Origin of the sequence: Streptomyces sp. GS7 (genome assembly GCF_009834125.1) — a bacterium.
Lineage (GTDB): Bacteria > Actinomycetota > Actinomycetes > Streptomycetales > Streptomycetaceae > Streptomyces.
The window spans coordinates 5656820-5675133 of record NZ_CP047146.1 but is presented as its reverse complement, the minus strand read 5'-3'; the positions used below and the strand labels follow the sequence as shown (position 1 = coordinate 5675133).

General features: G+C 73.1%; 18 protein-coding genes. All 18 read left to right on the top strand.

Annotation, left to right across the window (positions count from 1 at the left end):
• Positions 1-88 precede the first annotated feature (88 nt).
• Entirely contained in the window at positions 89-1285 is a 1197-nt protein-coding gene (locus GR130_RS24660) for a Gfo/Idh/MocA family protein (protein WP_159506734.1), read from the top strand.
• A 451-nt stretch (positions 1286-1736) separates the two neighbouring features.
• Positions 1737-2432 carry a DUF4232 domain-containing protein gene (locus GR130_RS24655; protein WP_159506733.1) on the top strand — a complete coding sequence of 232 codons (696 nt, stop codon included), beginning with the start codon at positions 1737-1739 and terminating at the stop codon, positions 2430-2432.
• Between the two features lie 159 nt (positions 2433-2591).
• Positions 2592-3671 carry a hydrogenase expression protein HypE gene (locus GR130_RS24650; RefSeq protein ID WP_159506732.1) on the top strand — a complete coding sequence of 360 codons (1080 nt, stop codon included), beginning with the start codon at positions 2592-2594 and terminating at the stop codon, positions 3669-3671.
• A gap of 132 nt (positions 3672-3803) precedes the next feature.
• The gene (locus GR130_RS24645) at positions 3804-5588 is read left to right on the top strand and encodes a nickel-dependent hydrogenase large subunit (RefSeq protein WP_159506731.1); all 1785 of its coding nucleotides are present in this window, start codon (positions 3804-3806) and stop codon (positions 5586-5588) included.
• Positions 5585-6127 (top strand): hypothetical protein, encoded by a 543-nt coding sequence (locus GR130_RS24640; protein ID WP_159506730.1) that lies wholly within the window; start codon positions 5585-5587, stop codon positions 6125-6127. Before GR130_RS24645 ends, GR130_RS24640 begins: the two co-directional genes overlap by 4 nt.
• Entirely contained in the window at positions 6124-6768 is a 645-nt protein-coding gene (locus tag GR130_RS24635) for a DUF5947 family protein (protein WP_159506729.1), read from the top strand. Before GR130_RS24640 ends, GR130_RS24635 begins: the two co-directional genes overlap by 4 nt.
• Complete coding sequence (locus tag GR130_RS24630) at positions 6765-7460, top strand: DUF6084 family protein (protein ID WP_159506728.1); 696 nt, start codon at positions 6765-6767, stop codon at positions 7458-7460. Before GR130_RS24635 ends, GR130_RS24630 begins: the two co-directional genes overlap by 4 nt.
• Entirely contained in the window at positions 7457-8851 is a 1395-nt protein-coding gene (locus GR130_RS24625; RefSeq protein WP_159506727.1) for a hypothetical protein, read from the top strand. Before GR130_RS24630 ends, GR130_RS24625 begins: the two co-directional genes overlap by 4 nt.
• Positions 8848-9405: a hydrogenase maturation protease gene (locus GR130_RS24620; protein ID WP_159506726.1), complete on the top strand. Its 558-nt coding sequence runs from the start codon at positions 8848-8850 to the stop codon at positions 9403-9405. Before GR130_RS24625 ends, GR130_RS24620 begins: the two co-directional genes overlap by 4 nt.
• A complete protein-coding gene (locus GR130_RS42020; protein WP_443043654.1) occupies positions 9399-9500 on the top strand; it encodes a DUF6893 family small protein in 102 nt (33 codons plus the stop codon). The genes GR130_RS24620 and GR130_RS42020 overlap by 7 nt, the downstream gene beginning before the upstream one ends.
• 137 nt (positions 9501-9637) lie before the next feature.
• Positions 9638-10018: a hydrogenase maturation nickel metallochaperone HypA/HybF gene (locus GR130_RS24615; protein ID WP_159506725.1), complete on the top strand. Its 381-nt coding sequence runs from the start codon at positions 9638-9640 to the stop codon at positions 10016-10018.
• Between the two features lie 4 nt (positions 10019-10022).
• Positions 10023-10808: a hydrogenase nickel incorporation protein HypB gene (gene hypB / locus GR130_RS24610; RefSeq protein WP_159506724.1), complete on the top strand. Its 786-nt coding sequence runs from the start codon at positions 10023-10025 to the stop codon at positions 10806-10808.
• Entirely contained in the window at positions 10805-13297 is a 2493-nt protein-coding gene (hypF, locus tag GR130_RS24605; protein WP_159506723.1) for a carbamoyltransferase HypF, read from the top strand. Before hypB ends, hypF begins: the two co-directional genes overlap by 4 nt.
• Before the next feature lie 43 nt (positions 13298-13340).
• Positions 13341-13628 carry a HypC/HybG/HupF family hydrogenase formation chaperone gene (locus GR130_RS24600; RefSeq protein WP_159506722.1) on the top strand — a complete coding sequence of 96 codons (288 nt, stop codon included), beginning with the start codon at positions 13341-13343 and terminating at the stop codon, positions 13626-13628.
• On the top strand, positions 13625-14749 hold the full coding sequence (gene hypD, locus GR130_RS24595) for a hydrogenase formation protein HypD (protein ID WP_159506721.1): 1125 nt from the start codon (positions 13625-13627) through the stop codon (positions 14747-14749). Before GR130_RS24600 ends, hypD begins: the two co-directional genes overlap by 4 nt.
• Complete coding sequence (hypE, locus tag GR130_RS24590) at positions 14742-15830, top strand: hydrogenase expression/formation protein HypE (RefSeq protein ID WP_159506720.1); 1089 nt, start codon at positions 14742-14744, stop codon at positions 15828-15830. The genes hypD and hypE overlap by 8 nt, the downstream gene beginning before the upstream one ends.
• Before the next feature lie 58 nt (positions 15831-15888).
• Complete coding sequence (locus GR130_RS24585; protein ID WP_159506719.1) at positions 15889-16962, top strand: AraC family transcriptional regulator; 1074 nt, start codon at positions 15889-15891, stop codon at positions 16960-16962.
• 84 nt (positions 16963-17046) lie between these two features.
• Entirely contained in the window at positions 17047-18222 is a 1176-nt protein-coding gene (locus GR130_RS24580; RefSeq protein ID WP_159506718.1) for a lipase family protein, read from the top strand.
• Positions 18223-18314 lie beyond the last annotated feature (92 nt).

Genomic DNA, 18314 nt, shown 5'->3' with positions numbered 1-18314 from the left:
GTAAGCCGGCCGGCACCGGGGCAGACCGGCAGTCGGGTGCACCGGAGCGCCGGTGCACCCACGGACGGGCGAGCGGACAGGAGACACCGTGGCAGCGGACCTCGGCATCGGCGTCATCGGACTCGGCATGCGCGGCAACCTGGCGGACGCCGCGCACCGGCCCGGCCGGGGCTCCGCGGTCACCGCCGTCGCCGATCTCGACCCCGGCGTCCGCCGCCGCGCGGCCGCCCGCTTCGGCGCCCGCCTCGCCACCGGCGACCACCGCCAACTCCTCGCCGACGACTGGGTCGACGCGGTTGTCGTCGCCACCCCCGACGACACCCATGAGCGCATCGCCTGCGACGCTCTGGTGGCGGGCCGCCCGGTCTACGTCGAAAAGCCGCTCGGTATCACCGCCGAGAGCTGCGACACCATCCTGCGCACCGCCCGGCGTACCGGCACCCGCCTCTACGTCGGCCACAACATGCGGCACATGGGCGTGGTCCGGCTGATGCACCGTCTGATCGCCCGCGGCGACATCGGCGAGCCCAAGATGGTGTGGACCCGGCACTTCGTCGCGTACGGCGGCGACTACTACTTCAAGGACTGGCACGCCGACCGCCGCCGCACCACCGGCCTGCTGCTCCAGAAGGCAGCCCACGACATCGACGTGATCCATCTGCTCGCCGGCGGCTACACCCACCGCGTCAACGCACTCGGCGACCTCCTCGTCTACGGCGACCTGCCGCGCCGCGCCCCCGGCACCCCGCGCCCGGACGGCTGGCTGCGGGAGTACGACTGGCCGCCGACCGCCCGCCGGGATCTGCACCACGTGGTGGACGTCGAGGACGCGTCCGTGATGAACATGCAGCTCGACAACGGGGTGCTCGCCGCCTACCAGCAGTGCCACTTCACTCCCGACTACTGGCGCAACTACACCGTCATCGGCACCGAGGGCCGGCTGGAGAACTTCGGCGACGGCCCCGGCGACATCGTGCGGGTGTGGAACACCGGACCCAGCGGCTACCGCCCCGAAGGCGACGTCACCCACCGGGTGCCCGAGGCCGGCGGATCGCACGGCGGTGCCGACGCCCGGATCATGGACGAGTTCCTCCGGTTCGTCCGCGAGGGCGGGGCCACGGACACCTCACCGGTCTCCGCCCGGATGAGCGTCGCCGCGGGCGAGGCGGCCACCCGCTCACTGCGCTCCGGCGGCGTCCCGTACGAGGTGGCGCCGCTCGACGGCGAGCTGCGGGGGTACTTCGAGCGCGGCCAGGAGCCTTCGCCACGACGGCGCCGTCAATGACCGCGGTGCGTCCACACCCGATGGTGGTATTTCGGCCGTCTGCGGACCACCGGCCCACGCCCGGTGCCCACCGCTGCCCCGCGGTCACCGCCGGCGCCACCGCCCCGCGGGCGTCCGTATGCGCCGGACGGCGGCGCGGGACCGTACGGCGGGGCTCCCGGGGCGGCTGTGGCGGCCGGGACCGGTGGGCGGGAGGTCTGAAACGGCCGAACCTCGTAGTGCCGCGTCCGCAACCGTGAAGATTTCTGCGAGCCTGGGCGGCGCACCGGAGTTCCGGCTGGTCACAAGGCCGCCGGGGCGGCGTCATCCCGGGCGCGCGGACTCGTTAGCGGTGTGTTAGCGCACCGTTAGCGGACCGGCAGTGCCCGGGGCCACGCTGGAAGGGCAACGGACGGACCGTACGCACCCAACTGTTACGAGGGTACCCACCTACCAGACGAGGGGGAGACTCATGTCGCTCACCATCAAGACCCTCGGCCGCGGCCGGCGTGTCGCCGCCGGATCGCTGATCGCCGTCACGGCGCTGACGCTCACCGCCTGCCAGAACGGCACGGACACCGCGTCCCGCCCCTCGTCGGCCGCCGCACCCGCAACCGCCACGGCGAACGGGCAGTCGGCCGGCGCCAACGCGCAGTCCACCGGAAACGGTGCCCGGTCGTCCAACGGCGCCAAGCCCTCCGGCACCGCCGCGGGCCTGCCGAACGCCAGCCAGGCCAACCCCTCGGCCATGACGGACTCGGACCGCTGCACCGCGACCGACATGTCGCTGCACCTGGGCCGCGTCGACATCGGCGCGGGCAACATCCGCGTCCCGCTGGTGTTCACCAACAAGGGCAAGAAGACGTGCTCGCTGCGCGGCTTCCCCGGCGTCTCGCTGATCCAGCGCGACGGGTCCTCCGTCGGCAAGCCGGCCAGCCGCGAAGGTGCCGCGGGCGGCACCATCCGCCTCCGGCCCGGGCAGAGCGCCCACGCCCTGCTGCACACGGTCAACGACGGCGTCTCGGACACCCCGTGCTGGAAGAACTCGCAGATCGTCTTCGTCTACCCGCCCGGCTCCAAGGAGTCGATGACCACCGGCAGCGGCGGGCTGCGGGTGTGCGGCGGCACGTTCACCGTGACGTCGATGGAGGCCGGGTCGCCGAGCTGACCCGCGAAACCTCTTTCCGGCCACGGGGCCGTTCCGGTGCTGGTGCGTCACCGGAACGGCCCCGCTCGGCTCTCCAGGTCCCCGCGGCGGTGTTACGAAGGTGAACGGAAGCCGTCCGAGCGCTTCCGCTGCACCCCTCCCCTAAGGAGGCACACCGCCATGGATGCCGCACCCGCGACCGCGACCGACGCCGCCCGGCCGTCGGCCGAGGACGAGTCCCCGATCCACGTCCTCTGGATCAACGCCGGCCTGAGTTGCGACGGCGACTCGGTCGCCCTGACCGCCGCGACCCAGCCGAGCATCGAGGAAATCGCGCTCAGCGTGCTGCCAGGACTTCCCAAGATCCAGGTGCACTGGCCGCTGATCGACTTCGAAAGCGGTCCGGTGCAGGGCGCGGACACCTTCATCGAGTGGTTCTTCAAGGGCGAACGCGGTGAGATCGACCCGTTCGTGCTGGTCATCGAGGGATCCGTCCCCAACGAGTCGATCAAGCCGGAGGGTTACTGGTGCGGCTTCGGGGACAACCCGGAGACCGGCCAGCCGATGACCACCAGTGACTGGATCGACCGGCTGGCCCCCAAGGCGCTCGCCGTCGTCGCCATCGGCACCTGCGCCACCTACGGCGGCATCCACGCCATGGCCGGCAATCCGACCGGCGCGATGGGCGTGCCCGACTACCTGGGCTGGGACTGGAAGTCCAAGGCCGGCATCCCGATCGTGTGCGTACCGGGCTGCCCGATCAAGCCCGACAACTTCTCCGAGACGCTGGTCTACCTGCTCTACCAGGCGGCCGGCGCGGCACCGATGATCCCGCTGGACGAGCAGCTGCGGCCCACCTGGCTGTTCGGGGAGACCGTGCACGAGGGCTGCGACCGCGCCGGGTACTACGAGCAGGGGCAGTTCGCCACCACCTACGACTCGCCCAAGTGCCTGGTGAAGCTCGGATGCTGGGGACCCGTGGTCAAATGCAATGTGCCCAAGCGGGGCTGGATGGACGGCATCGGCGGCTGCCCCAACGTCGGCGGGGTCTGTATCGCCTGCACCATGCCCGGCTTCCCCGACAAGTTCATGCCGTTCATGGACGAGCCGCCCGGCGCGAAGCTCTCCAGCACCACCAGCGCCGCCTACGGCACCGTTGTCCGACGACTCCGCGGCATCACGGCCCGGACCGTGGACCACGAACCGAAGTGGCGGCACCGCGGCGAGAAGCTGACCACCGGCTACCGGCGCCCGTGGTGACCGCCGCGGGCCGACGGCCGCCCCGGCGGCCGTCGGCCCGTCGGCAACCGCCTGAGCACACCTGCCGGACACGATGTCGGACCACAGGTCAGACCCCACTTCCCGCGCGCGCAGAAGGGCACGGCACACACCATGGCAGCGAAGACCAAGACAGCCGGTGACGGCAGCGGTCTGACGGAGATGTCCTGGGATCCGATCACCCGGATCGTGGGCAGCCTCGGTATCCACACGAAGATCGACTTCAAGCAGAAGCGGGTCGCGGAGTGCTACAGCACCTCGTCCGTCTTCCGCGGCTACAGCGTCTTCATGCGCGGCAAGGACCCGCGCGACGCCCACTTCATCACCAGCCGGATCTGCGGCATCTGCGGCGACAACCACGCCACGTGCTCGGTCTACACGCAGAACATGGCCTACGGGGTCAAGCCGCCGCACCTCGGCGAGTGGATCATCAACCTCGGCGAGTCCGCGGAGTACATGTTCGACCACAACATCTTCCAGGAGAACCTGGTCGGGGTCGACTACTGCGAGAAGATGGTCCGCGAGACCAACCCGGGCGTCTGGGAACTCGCCCAGCGCACCGAGGCCCCGCACGCCGGCGAGCACGGCTACCGCACCATCGCCGACATCATGACCTCCCTCAACCCCATCGAGGGCGAGTTCTACCGCGAGGCGCTCCAGGTCAGCCGCTACACCCGGGAGATGTTCTGCCTGATGGAGGGCCGCCATGTGCACCCCTCCACGCTCTACCCGGGCGGCGTCGGCACCGTGGCCAGCGTCCAGCTCTTCACCGACTACCTCAGCCGGCTGATGCGCTACGTGGAGTTCATGAAGCGCGTGGTGCCCCTCCACGACGACCTGTTCGACTTCTTCTACGAGGCGCTGCCCGGCTACGAGGAGGTCGGCCGGCGGCGGGTGCTGCTTGGCTGCTGGGGTGCGCTCAACGACCCGGAGCACTGCGACTTCACCTACCGCAACATGACGGACTGGGGCCGGAAGATGTTCGTCACCCCGGGCATCATCGTCGACGGCAAGCTGGTCACCAACGACCTCACCCAGATCAACCTCGGCATCCGGATCCTGCTCGGCAGCTCCTACTACCAGGACTGGGAAGGCCAGGAGCAGTTCGTCACCCACGATCCGCTCGGCAACCCCATCGACCCGCGCCACCCCTGGAACCAGCACACCATCCCCGCCCCGCAGAAGCGGGACTTCAACGACAAGTACAGCTGGGTGATGTCGCCGCGCTGGTTCGACGGCAAGGAGCACCTGGCCCTGGACACCGGCGGCGGCCCGATCGCCCGCCTGTGGTCCACCGCGCTGTCCGGGCTCGTCGACACCCCGTACGTCAAGGCCACCGGCAACAGCGTCGTCATCGACCTGCCGCGCAGCATGACCCGGCCCGAGACCCGCTTCGAGTGGAAGATCCCGAAGTGGAGCAACGCGCTGGAGCGCAACCGCGCCCGCACCTACTTCCAGGCGTACGCGGCGGCCATGGCGCTGCACTTCGCCGAGCAGGGGCTGGAGGAGGTCCGCGCCGGACGCACCCAGACCTGGGAGAAGTTCGAGGTCCCCGACGAGTCCATCGGCTGCGGTTTCACCGAGGCGGTACGCGGCGTCCTCTCGCACCACATGGTCATCCGCGACGGCAAGATCGCCAACTACCACCCGTATCCGCCGACCCCGTGGAACGCCAGCACCCGCGACACCTACGGCACCCCGGGCCCCTACGAGGACGCGGTGCAGAACACCCCGATCTTCGAGGAGAACTCCCCGGAGAACTTCAAGGGCATCGACATCATGCGGACGGTGCGCAGCTTCGACCCGTGCCTGCCCTGCGGCGTCCACATGTACGTCGGCAACGGCCGGTCCGTGCAGAGCATGCACGTGCCAACCGGGCTGAGCGGACTGGCCGGATGACCGCGCCGACCGCCGAGCTGACGGGCCGCCGGGTCGAGGAAGTACTGGACCGCCTCACCGCGCAGGGCGACGGCGGATCGGTCGCAGCCGCCGAGGAACTCGTCCGCGTGCTGATGGACTTCTACGGCGCCGGGCTCACCCGGATCATGCACCTGGTGGAGCGGCGCACCGGCGAGGGCGGGCCGCGGGCCGCGCTGCTGGCGGACGAGCTGGTCAGCAGCCTGCTGGTGCTGCACGATCTGCACCCGGAGGACGTCACCACCCGCATCGGCCGGGCGCTGGAGAGCGTACGGCGGCAGATCGCCGCGGAGGTGGCGGAGTTCGACGCGGGCACCGGCGCGCTGCGGCTGCGGACCGCCGGGTCCGGCGGCTGTGGCTGCCCGGGCAGCGCGGCGGGCGACCGCGAGGCGGTGGCGGCGGCGCTGTCGTGCTTCGCACCCGAGGTGGCCTCGATCGCGTGGGAGGCGCAGGACCGCACGCCGGAGCCGGCCCTGCTGCAGATCTCCCGGCGCCCGCCGACCGCCGCCGCGGCGCCATGAGCACCCCGCAAACGGTCGCGCACCGCGGACTGCAGCGGTTCCGCGCCCCGGCGCCCCCGCCGCCCGAGCGCTGCGAACTGTGCGGTACCGAACTGGTCGGCCGGCACCGGCACTTGGTCGACACCACCAACCGCGCGCTGGCCTGCGCCTGCATTCCCTGCGCACTGCTCTTCCAGCGGCCGGGGGCCGGCGGGGGGCAGTTCCGTACCGTCCCGGACCGCTGCCTCACCGACCCCGCGCACCGCCTCGACGACGCGGCCTGGGACCGGCTCCAGATCCCCGTCGGCGTCGCGTTCTTCCTCCGCAACGCCGCGCTGGACCGGCTGGTGGCGCTCTACCCCAGCCCGGCCGGCGCCACCGAGAGCGAACTCGACCCGGCGCGCTGGCAGACCCTGCTGGACGCCAGCGACCTGGCCGGGCTCCTCGAACCGGATGTGGAGGCCCTGCTGCTGCGCCGCACCGAGGACCGGATCGAGTGCTACCTCGTACCGGTCGACATCGCCTACGAACTCGTCGGCCGGATGCGGCTGTTGTGGCGGGGCTTCGACGGCGGAGCCGAGGCGCGCGAGGCGCTCACCGAGTTCTTCCGCGACGTCGCCGGCCGGGCCCGGGCGCCGCGTGAGGAGGACCGGCGGCCGTGACCGAGCTGTCCTTCACCTGCCTCGGCGTCCGCGCCGACCGCTACGCCGCCGCGCCCACCCTCCTCTTCCGGCTGCGGATCACCGCCCCGGGACCGGACCGGGTGCACGCCGTCGCGCTGCGCTGCCAGCTGCGGATCGAACCGGCCCGGCGCGACTACGGCCCCGAGGAGGCCGCCGCGCTGGCCGACCTCTTCGGCGAGCGGGCGCGCTGGGGCAGCACCCTCAAACCGCTCCAGTTCGCCCAGGTCTCCCTCGTCGTACCGGGCTTCACCGGTGAGACGGAGGTGGATCTGCCCGTGCCCTGCACCTACGACCTGGAGGTCGCCGCCGGGCGCTACTTCCACGCGCTGCGGGACGGCGAGGTGCCGCTGCTGCTGCTGTTCTCCGGCACGGTGTTCGCCGGTGCCGGCGGCTTCCGGGTGATCCCGGTGCCCTGGCACAAAGAGGCGGTCTGCCGGATGCCGGTGGCCGTCTGGAAGGAGATGACCGACACCCACTTCCCGGGCGGCGGCTGGCTGCGGCTTCCCCGGGAGACCCTGGACGCGCTCCTCGCCTTCCGGTCCCGGCACGCGCTGCCGTCCTGGGAGGCCACCGTTGAGGCGCTGCTGGCCCGTGCGGAGAACCCCGGGCCGCGCGCCCGGCTCTTCCCCGGAGCCGCCGCCCGTCCCGTCACCGAGAGGACCGAGTCGTGACGACACATGTGCCGAACGATGCGCTGGGCGAGCGGTTCGCCGCCGTCCGGCAGGTTGCCGACGCCGTGCTGTTCGAGGGCTATGTGCTCTATCCCTACCGGGCGTCCGCCGCCAAGAACCGGCTGCGCTGGCAGTTCGGCGTGCTGGTGCCGCCCACCTGGGGAGCGGACCGTGCCGAGCAGTCCCACCAGCGCACCGAATGCCTCATGGAGCCCCGCTCCGGCGCCCGGCTCCGCGCCGAGCTCCGGTTTCTGCGCGCCCAGCGGCGTACCGTCCAACGCCTGCGCCCGGACGGCGAGTTCGAGACCGTACCGGAACTGGAACTGCCCGACCGGGTGCTGGTCCCATGGGACGAGGGCGCCGAGGAGCGCTGCCCGCTCGACGTGGCGGTCGCCGATCTCGCCGGGGACGGCATCACCGTCCCGTTGACCTGGCCCGCGGGCGAGGAAACCGAGCCGGTGCACGACGCGGACGGGCAGCTGGTCGGCCGGCTGGTGCGCCGCCGCGAGGAGGTCTGCGGCCGGCTGCGGCTGACCGCGAGCGAGGTCGACGGACCGTACGCGGTGCTGCGACTGACCGCGACCGTGGAGAACACCAGCGACTGGGCACCGGAGCCGGCGGCCGACCGGGAGGCGGCGCTGCCGCGTTCGCTGGTCGCCGCGCATCTGCTGCTCGGCCTGAGCAGCGGCCGGTTCCTGTCCCTGACCGACCCGCCCGAGTGGGCCAAGGGCGCCGTCGCCGACTGCCGCAACGAGCACACCTGGCCGGTGCTCGCCGGCCAGCCCGGCAGCGACGACGTGGTCCTGTCGTCCCCGATCATCCTGGAGGACCACCCCGCCGTCGCCCCCGAGAGCCCCGGCCCGCTCTACGACGCCCTGGAGATCGACGAGATCCTCACCCTGCGCACGGCGGCCCTCACCGACCAGGAGAAGCGCGAGGCCCGTGGCACCGACCCCCGGGCGGCCGAGGTCATCGACCTCGCCGACACCATCCCGCCGGAGGTGCTGGACCGGCTGCACGGCGCCGTACGGTCACTGCACGAGGCCACCGGACCGGACCCGGCCCGGGAGGCGACCCGTACCGACGCCCCCTGGTGGGACCCCGGCAGCGACCGCTCGGTGGATCCCGAGCGCGACCGGATCATCATCAACGGCCGGTCGGTCGGCTCCGGCAGCCGGGTGCAGCTGCGCCCCGGCCGGCGCCGCACCGACGCCCAGGACCTCTTCCTCCACGGGCTCACCGCACAGGTCGAGGCCGTCCTGCACGACGTGGACGGCGGGGTGCACCTCGCGGTGACGGTGGACGGCGACCCGGGCGCCGACATCCGGCGGGAGCAGGGCCGCTTCCTGTACTTCCAGCCCGACGAACTCGCGCCCCTGGAGGACGCGTGAACCGCGACGCGCCCCGGACCGCGCCGAGCGGCAGGACGCTGATCGCGGGCGTCGGCAACATCTTCCTCGGCGACGACGGCTTCGGCGTCGAGGCCGTCCGCGCGCTCGGCCAACACCCCCTCCCCGAGGGCGTCGAGGTCGTCGACGCCGGCGTGCGGGGCGTCCATCTCGCCTACCAGATGCTGGACGGCTACGAGACGGTGCTGCTGGTCGACGCCTGCGCGCGCGGCGGCGCACCCGGCTCGCTCCACGTCCTCGACGCCACCGACCCCACCGAACGACACGGGCCCGAGACCACCCCCCTCGACGGGCACCACATGACACCGGACGCGGTGCTGGCGTTGCTCGACACGCTCAGCGCCGGCACCGGCGGCCGGCGCCCGCGGCGCGTCCTGGTCGTCGGCTGTGAACCGGCGGACACCGCGGAGGGCATCGGGCTCAGCGAGCCGGTCGCCGCCGCCGTCGACGAGGCCGTACGGACCGTGCTGGAGCTGGTCGGCGCGGACCGGCCGGCCCCGGCCACCACCAGTGAGAGGAACACGACACCATGCTGAAGCTGGTCCTCGGCGGCGCGTTCGCCGCCGCCGTTGCGCTCGCCCTGCGCAACCTGCCCGACCTCAAGCGCTATCTGCGGATGCGCACCATGTGAGACGGACCGGCGCGGGGCGCTGCACCGAACGGTGTACGCCACCGCGCCGCCCCGGCGAGGCACCCCGGACGCCCCGGGGCCGCGCCGTCTAATGAAGCCAGCGGCAACCGGTCGTCACACCAGAGAGAGACGGACCGATGCACGAGATGTCCATCGCGCTGGCGGTCGTGGACCAGGTCGAGAGCGCGGACCGGCCGGACGGGGCGACGGCGGTCAGCAGCGTCCGGCTGGAGATCGGCGAACTCGCCGGAGTGGTCCCCGACGCACTCGCCTTCTCGTTCCAACTCGCCTGTGAGGGAACGGTGCTGGCGGGTGCGGAACTCGTCACCGAAGCGGTGGTGGCGCGCGCCCGCTGCATCCCGTGCGCGGAGAGCTGGCCGGTCGGCATGCCGCCGCGACTGAGCTGCCCCGGATGCGGCGGGGCGTCCGTGGAGCTGCTGTCGGGCCGTGAACTGCGGATCGCCGGCGTCAGCTGGCACGACGCCCCGGTACCCACACCGACGCACGAGGAGCGCTGATCCCATGTGCCGTGTCATCGACCTCCAGCAGGCGGTGCTCGCCAAGAACGACGCCTGTGCCCACACCCTGCGCGAGGACCTGGCGGCCCGCGGCACCGCGGTCGTCAACCTGCTCTCCAGCCCCGGCAGCGGCAAGACCGCCCTGCTGGAACGGGAGCTGACGCTGGCCCGCAGCCGCGGGGTGCCGGTCGCCGCGCTCACCGCCGACCTGGCCACCGAGAACGACGCCGTCCGGCTGGCCCGCTCCGGAGTGCCCGTCAAACAGGTGCTCACCGACGGGCTGTGCCACCTCGAAGCCGAGATGCTCGGCGGGCACCTGGACGGCTGGCTGCCCGCGGACACCCGGCTGCTGTTCGTCGAGAACGTCGGCAACCTGGTCTGCCCCGCCTCCTACGACCTGGGGGAGACGCTGCGCATCGTGCTGGCCTCGGTGACCGAGGGCGAGGACAAACCGCTGAAGTACCCGACGGCCTTCGGGCTGGCCCACCTGGTGGTGGTCACCAAGACCGACATCGCCCGCGCGGTCGGCTTCGACGAGGCGGCGTTCCGCGCCAACGTGGAGCGGGTCAACCCCGGTGTCGAGGTCGTGCTCACCTCGGTGCGCGGCGCCGAGGGCGACGGGGTGCTGCTCGACCGGGCGCTGGCGGCACGGGACGGCGGGCCGGTCCACATCCCGGTCATGACCCGGCAGTCGCACCATGTGCACGACGCCGGCCACCACCATCCGCACCATCACGGCACGGCGGACCGCGTCGGCGACCCCGGAGCCGTGGGGTCGAGCCGCTCATGACCACAGGGCGGCCCGGTGCGGGCGCTGCTCCCCACGTTCCCGCATCCACCCCCGAGTCTCCGACTCCGGTCGAGCAGCGGGGAGCCCCGTACGCAGGGGCGGCCCCCCGCACCGGAGCGGCGCGCTCCGCCGAGGCCGCCGCGACGGCCGCCCGCCGCCGGATCGTCGTGCGCGGCATCGTCCAGGGCGTCGGGTTCCGCCCGTTCGTCCACGGCCTGGCCACCGAAATGGGGCTGACCGGCCATGTCACCAACACCGGCGAGGGCGTGGTCGCCGAGGTCGAGGGCGCGCCCGGCGCGCTGCTCCGCTTCGGCGAGCGGATCCGTGGCGAGGCGCCGCCGCTGGCCGTCGTGGAGGCCGTCGAGGGCGAGGACATCGCCGTCGCCGGGGACACCGGCTTCGCCATCCTCCCGTCCCGCCGCGACGGCCCCGCCCGCACCCTGGTCGCCCCGGACGCCGCCACCTGCGACGCCTGCCTGGCCGAGCTGACCGATCCGGCCGACCGCCGCTACCGGCACCCCTTCCTCACCTGCACGCACTGCGGGCCGCGCTTCACCATCGTCCGCGCCCTGCCCTACGACCGCGCGCAGACGACCATGGGCCGTTTCCCCATGTGCGAGCGCTGCGCGGCGGAGTACGCCGATCCGGCCGACCGGCGGTTCCACGCCCAGCCGATCGCCTGCCACGACTGCGGCCCCCGGCTCCGGCTGCTGGCCGCCGCACCGGACGATCCCGCCGGTGCGCCGCGCCCGGTGTCCGGGGACCCGGTCGCCGCGACCCGGCGGCTGCTCGCCGACGGCGCGATCGTGGCGGTCAAGGGACTCGGCGGCTACCACCTGGTCTGCGACGCCGGTGACGACGCCGCCGTCGCGCTGCTGCGGCGGCGCAAGGCCCGCGGCGACAAACCGTTTGCGCTGATGACCCGTCATATTTCCGATGTGGACGGGCTGGTGGCGGTCGGCGCGGACGAACGGGCGCTGCTCACCGGGCCCGTTCGGCCCATCGTGCTGCTGCGCCGGCGGGACCGGGCGGCACCCGGCGCACCGGCGGTGTCGGACGCCGTCGCGCCCGGCAGCCCCGACCTGGGGGTGATGCTGCCGTACACGCCGCTGCACCACCTGCTGTTCGGGCTGCCGGGCGACCCCCCGGGGCCCCGGCTGCTGGTGATGACGAGCGGGAACGTCGCGGGCGAACCGATCGTCACGGACGACGGTGAGGCACTGGAGCGACTGGCGCACCTGGCGGACGCCTGGCTCGGCCACGACCGGGCGATCCAGGTCCCGTGCGATGACACGGTGGTCCGGATCAGCGACGGGGAGCCGCTGTACGTCCGGCGCTCGCGCGGCTGTGCGCCGTATCCGATCGCCCTGCCCGTCCCCGTACGGCCCGCGCTGGCGACCGGCGGCGACCTCAAGAACGTGCTGTGCCTGGGCGAGGGGCGGCGCGCCTGGCTGTCCGCGCACATCGGCGACATGGACGACCTGGCGACCCAGCTGGCGTTCGAGCGCGCCGGGGCGCACCTGGAGACGATCACCGGGGTGCGCCCGCGGCTGCTCGCCACCGACCGGCACCCCGGCTACCGCACCGGCCAGTGGGCCCGCCGCCACACCGACGGCCGGCCGCTGGTCCACGTCCAGCACCACCATGCGCATATCGCCGCCGCCATGGCCGAGCACGGACTGGACGGCAGCCGCCCGGTGATCGGTGTCGCCTTCGACGGCACCGGCTACGGCGACGACGGCGCGGTCTGGGGCGGTGAGGTGCTGCTCGCCGACTACGCCGGATACCGCCGCTTCGGCCAGCTCGGCTACGTCCCGCTGCCCGGTGGCGACACCTCCGTACGCCGTCCCTACCGGATGGCGCTGGCGCATCTGCACGCCGCCGGGATCCCCTGGAGCGACGAACTGCCTCCGGTGGCCGCCTGCCCGCCGGACGAACGACGTTTGCTGGCCCGCCAGTTGGAGCGAGATCTCAACTGCGCGCCCACCTCCAGCATGGGCCGCCTCTTCGACGCGGTCTCCTCGCTGGCCGGGATCTGCCACCGGGCCGGATACGAGGCCCAGGCTGCCATCGCGCTGGAGGCCGCCGCGCTGACCGCCGGTGAGGACCACGGACCCGGCTACGCCTTCGCGCTGCGCATCGGGGCCGGGGCCGCCGGCGCCGATCTCGTCGCCGACCCCGCCCCGGTCCTCACCGCCGTTGCCGAGGACGTCCGCGCCGGCACCTGCCGGGCGGTGATCGCGGCCCGCTTCCACACCGCGGTCGCCGAACTCGTCCGCCGCTGCTGCATCCTCGCGCGGGAGCGCACCCGGCTGGCGACCGTCGCGCTGACCGGCGGGGTGTTCGCCAACACCCTGCTGGCCGAGACCGCCGCCGCTCTGCTGCGGCAGGACGGCTTCACCGTGCTGCGGCACCGCCAAGTGCCGCCCAACGACGGCGGGTTGGCGCTCGGTCAGCTGCTGGTCGCGGCCCGGACGCGCGGCTCGTAACCCTTTTCTACCCGCTTGTGTACCCGCACGACGAGGAGGACCCATGTGCCTGGCGGTGCCCGGCAAGGTGATGGAGATCGAGGAACGGGACGGCACCCGGATGGCCACCGTCGACTTCGGCGGCGTGGTCAAGGAGGTGTGCCTGGAGTACGTACCGGATCTGGCGGTGGGTGAGTACGCGATCGTCCATGTGGGCTTCGCGCTCCAACGGCTGGACGAGGAGTCGGCCCGGAAGACCCTGGCGCTCTTCGAGGAACTCGGCCTGCTCCAGGAGGAGTTCGGCGACCCGTGGGAAGCGGCGGCGGAAGTGGGCCAGGAGGCGCGGCAGTGAAGTACATCGACGAGTTCCAGAACCCGGAGCTGGCCCGGCGACTGTTCGACGAGATCCGCGCCACGGTGACCCGGCCGTGGGCGCTGATGGAGGTGTGCGGCGGCCAGACGCACACGATCATCCGCCACGGTATCGACCAACTCCTTCCCGATGAGGTCGAGTTGATCCACGGTCCGGGGTGCCCGGTGTGCGTGACGCCGCTGGAGGTCATCGACAAGGCGCTGGAGATCGCCGCCCGCCCGGACGTGATCTTCTGCTCCTTCGGCGACATGCTCCGCGTACCGGGCAGCGACCGCGACCTGTTCCAGGTGCGCGGCGAGGGCGGCGACGTCCGGGTCGTGTACTCCCCGCTCGACGCGCTGAAGATCGCCCAGCAGAACCCGCACCGCGAGGTGGTGTTCTTCGGCATCGGATTCGAAACCACCGCCCCGCCCAACGCCATGACGGTCCATCAGGCACGCAGGCTGGGCATTCCCAACTTCAGTCTGCTGGTCTCCCACGTCCGCGTGCCGCCCGCCATCGAGGCGATCATGACCTCGCCGAGCTGCCGCGTCCAGGCGTTCCTCGCCGCCGGCCACGTGTGCAGCGTGATGGGCATGGGGGAGTACCCCGAGCTGGCCGAGCGCTTCAAGGTGCCCATCGTCGTCACCGGGTTCGAACCGCTGGACATCCTGGAGGGCATCCGGCGCACCGTCCGCCAGCTGGAGCGCGGCGAACACACCGTCGACAACGCCTATCCGCGGGCCGTCCGGCCGGAGGGCAACCCGGCGGCGCAGGCCATGCTCGCGGACGTCTTCGAGGTCACCGACCGGGCCTGGCGCGGCATCGGCACCATCCCCGCCAGCGGCTGGCGGCTGTCCGAGCGCTACCGCGACTACGACGCCGAACACCGCTTCGCGGTCGGCGGTATCACCACCCGCGAGCCCGCCGCCTGCCGCAGCGGTGAAGTGCTGCAAGGGCTGATCAAGCCGAACGAGTGCCCGTCGTTCGGCACCACCTGCACCCCGCGCACCCCGCTCGGCGCGACCATGGTCTCCAGCGAGGGCGCCTGCGCCGCCTACTACCTCTACCGCCGACTCGGCGTCACGCCCACCCCGCTGGAGGCGAGCCCCGTTGTCTGACACCACCTCCCAGAGCCCCCGCGACCTGCCCGCCGTCGACATCTCCGGCTGGACCTGCCCGACCCCGCTGCGCGAGACCCCCCGCGTCGTCATGGGGCACGGCGGGGGCGGCGCGCTCTCCGCCGAACTCGTCCAGCAGATCTTCGTCCCCGCCTTCGGCGGTGAACTCCTCGCCCAGCTCGGCGACTCCGCGGTGTTCTCCCTGGGCGGTCTGCGGCTCGCCTTCTCCACCGACTCCTATGTCGTCCGGCCGCTGTTCTTCCCCGGCGGCAGCATCGGCGACCTGGCCGTCAACGGCACCGTCAACGACCTCGCGATGAGCGGCGCCCGGGCCGCCTACCTCTCCTGCGGGTTCATCCTGGAGGAGGGCGTCGAGATGCCGGTGGTCGCCGGGGTCGCCGACGCTCTGGGCGCCGCCGCGCGGGCCGCCGGGGTGGAGGTGGCGACCGGTGACACCAAGGTCGTCGAGGCCGGCCACGGCGACGGGGTCTATCTGAACACCGCGGGCATCGGGCTGATCCCGCCGGGCGTCGATCTGCGTCCGCAACGGGTGGTGCCCGGCGACGTGGTGATCGTCAGCGGCGACCTCGGCGTCCACGGCGTGGCCATCATGAGCGTCCGCGAGGGCCTGGAGTTCGGCGTGGAGATCGAGAGCGACTGCGCCGCGCTCGGCGGCCTCGTCCAGACCATGCTCGCCGTCACCCCGGATCTGCACGTGCTGCGCGACCCCACCCGCGGCGGACTGGCGGCCGCGCTCAACGAGATCGCCACCGCCTCCGCGACCGGCGTCGTCATCAACGAGCGCGCCATCCCCGTCCCGCCCGTCGTCGCCAACGCCTGCGCCATCCTCGGCCTCGACCCGATGTACGTCGCCAACGAGGGCAAGCTGGTGGCCTTCGTCCCCCGCGAGCACGCCGACGCCGTGCTGGACGCGATGCGCGCGCACCCCCTGGGGGCCGGGGCCGCGGTGATCGGCGAGGCGGTCGCGGCGCACCCCGGGATGGTGGTGGCCCGTACCCCGCTGGGCGGTACGCGCGTGGTCGACCTGCCGCTGGGGGAGCAGCTGCCGCGGATCTGCTGAGCGCGGCGGGGAGTTCGGCCGCTGACCTCTGCGCCCACGGCGGCTACCGTGTCGGGCCATGGGGCGCTCGACGATCGCGATGCACCATGTGCGGGCCGCGCTGGGCGGGGCGCGGCGGCTCGGCATCGACACCGTGCCGCTGCTCCAGGGCGCGCGGATCCCGCCGCTGCTGCTCGGCGACGACCGGGCCCGGGTCACCGGGGAGCAGTTCGCCCTCCTGATCCGGGCCCTGCACCGCGCCACCGACGACGAGTTCCTCGGCCTGGGCCCGGTTCCCAGCCGCCGCGGCACCTTCGCGATGATGTGCCATGCCTGCCTGGGCTGCCCGGACCTGGGGTCCGCCCTGGAGCGGGCCGCGCGCTTCTACGCGCTGTTCCCCGGCGGCCCGGTGATGTCCGTCGACGGGGGCACCGCCTCCGGCACCGCCGTCTTCTCCGTACGCAGCGATCTGCGCCCGTACGACGACGCCGACTTCCTCGCCGAATGCGTACTGATCATCTTCCACCGGCTCTCCAGCTGGCTGATCGGGCGGCGCATCCCGCTGCGCTGGGCCCGGTTCGCGCATCCGGCGCCCGGCCACGCCGGCGAGTACGACCTGCTCTTCGGCTGCCCGGTCCGCTTCGGCGCCGAGCACACCGCGGCCGGCTGGGACGCGCACTGGCTGGCCGCGCCCGTGGTGCGGGACGAGACCGCGCTGACCGCGATGCTGCGACGGGCGCCGGCGGATCTGCTGGCCCGGCGGGAGTACGGGACCACCGTCGCCGAGCAGGTGCGGCGCACCCTCGCCCGGGCGCTGCGGACTCCGGCGCCCGCGCGGCTCCCGGAGGCCGCGGAGGTCGCGGCCCGGCTCGCGGTCAGCCCGGCGACCCTGCGGCGCCGGCTCCAGGCCGAGGGCACCTCCTACCAGCGGCTCAAGGACGCGGTACGCCGGGACGCGGCGATCACCGCGCTGACCGCCGGGCGGGAGCCGATCGCCGAACTCGCGGCGCGGATCGGCTTCTCCGAGGACACCGCCTTCCACCGCGCCTTCCGCCGCTGGACGGGCACCACACCGGGCGCCTACCGACTGCAGGGCGGCGGTGCCGATCCCGGCGGGCGCCCGCCGCCTGCCCCGCACGGCCAGCAAAGCTGAGCGTCCCGGTCAGCCCCCTCCTTACCCGCGAGTCACTACGGTCGGCCCAACGACCCCAGCCCTCAGGTCAGTTGGGAGAGCCGTATGCACCTTCGCTCCGCTTTACCGACCACTGCCGCCGCCCTGGCCCTGCTGCTCGGCCTCTCGGGCGCGGGCGCCGCGACGGCGCAGCAGCCCGCGCCCGGGGACGGCCGCCCCGGTGACATCGTGACCGCCGCCCCGACCTCCTTCCACCCGCTGCCCGGCCAGCCCACCCGGACCCGCGCCTGGCACCTCACCTACCGCTCCACCACCGCCAAGGGCACCCCCAACACCGTCTCCGGAACCGTCATCGTCCCCGACGACGGCAAGAACGGCCCGCGCCCGCTCGTCACGTACGCCGTCGGCACCGTCGGCCTCGCCGACTCCTGCGCACCCTCGGCCGGCTTCCCCAAGGGCACCACCATGGAGGCCAACCTCATCCAGCAGCTCACCCGCCGCGGCTGGGCGGTCGCGGTCACCGACTACGAGGGCCTGGGCACCCCCGGCGACCACACCTACACCGTGGGGCGAGCCGAGGGCCAGGCGGTCCTGGACGTGGCCCGGGCCGCCGAACGGCTCCCCGGGGCGGGCGCCGCCGGGGTCAGCGGGGACTCCCCGGTCGGCATCATGGGCTACTCCCAGGGCGGCCAGGCCAGCGGCTGGGCGGCCGAACTGCACCGTTCCTACGCGCCCGAGCTCAAGGTCAAGGGCACCGCGACCGGCGGCGTACCGGCCGATCTGCTCAAGGTCGCGGACGCCGACAACGGCACCATCGGCGCCGGGCTGATCCTGATGGCCGCCATCGGCCAGAACGCCGCCTTCCCGGAGCTGCACCTGGACCGCTACCTCAACGACAAGGGCCGCCACTACGTCGACTTCCTGCGCAACAACTGCGTCGCCGCCGACGTCGCCGCCGGCCTCTTCAAGCGGATCTCCGACGTGACCGTCAAGAACCCGCTGTACGAGCCGGACTGGCAGGCGCGGCTGCGGGAATCCGCTCTCGGCACAGGTACGCCGGACGCGCCGGTGTACCTGTACCACGGGACCGCCGACGAGCTGATCCCGTACGCCGTCGGCAGGCGGCTGCGGGCCGACTGGTGCGCCAAGGGCGCCCCGGTGCAGTGGAGTTCGGTCCCCCTGGGTGAGCATGTGGCCGGCGCGATCGTGGGCTCCGTACCGGCCGCCGACTGGCTCGCCGACCGCTTCGCGGGCAGGCCGGCGGCCGGCAACTGCGGCTGACCGGCACCGCCGCGCGCACCCCGGACGACGCGCGCCCCGGGGCGCCTCGTGAGCCGAGGCGCCCCGGGGCGTCTTCGCGGGGTGCGTGTCGT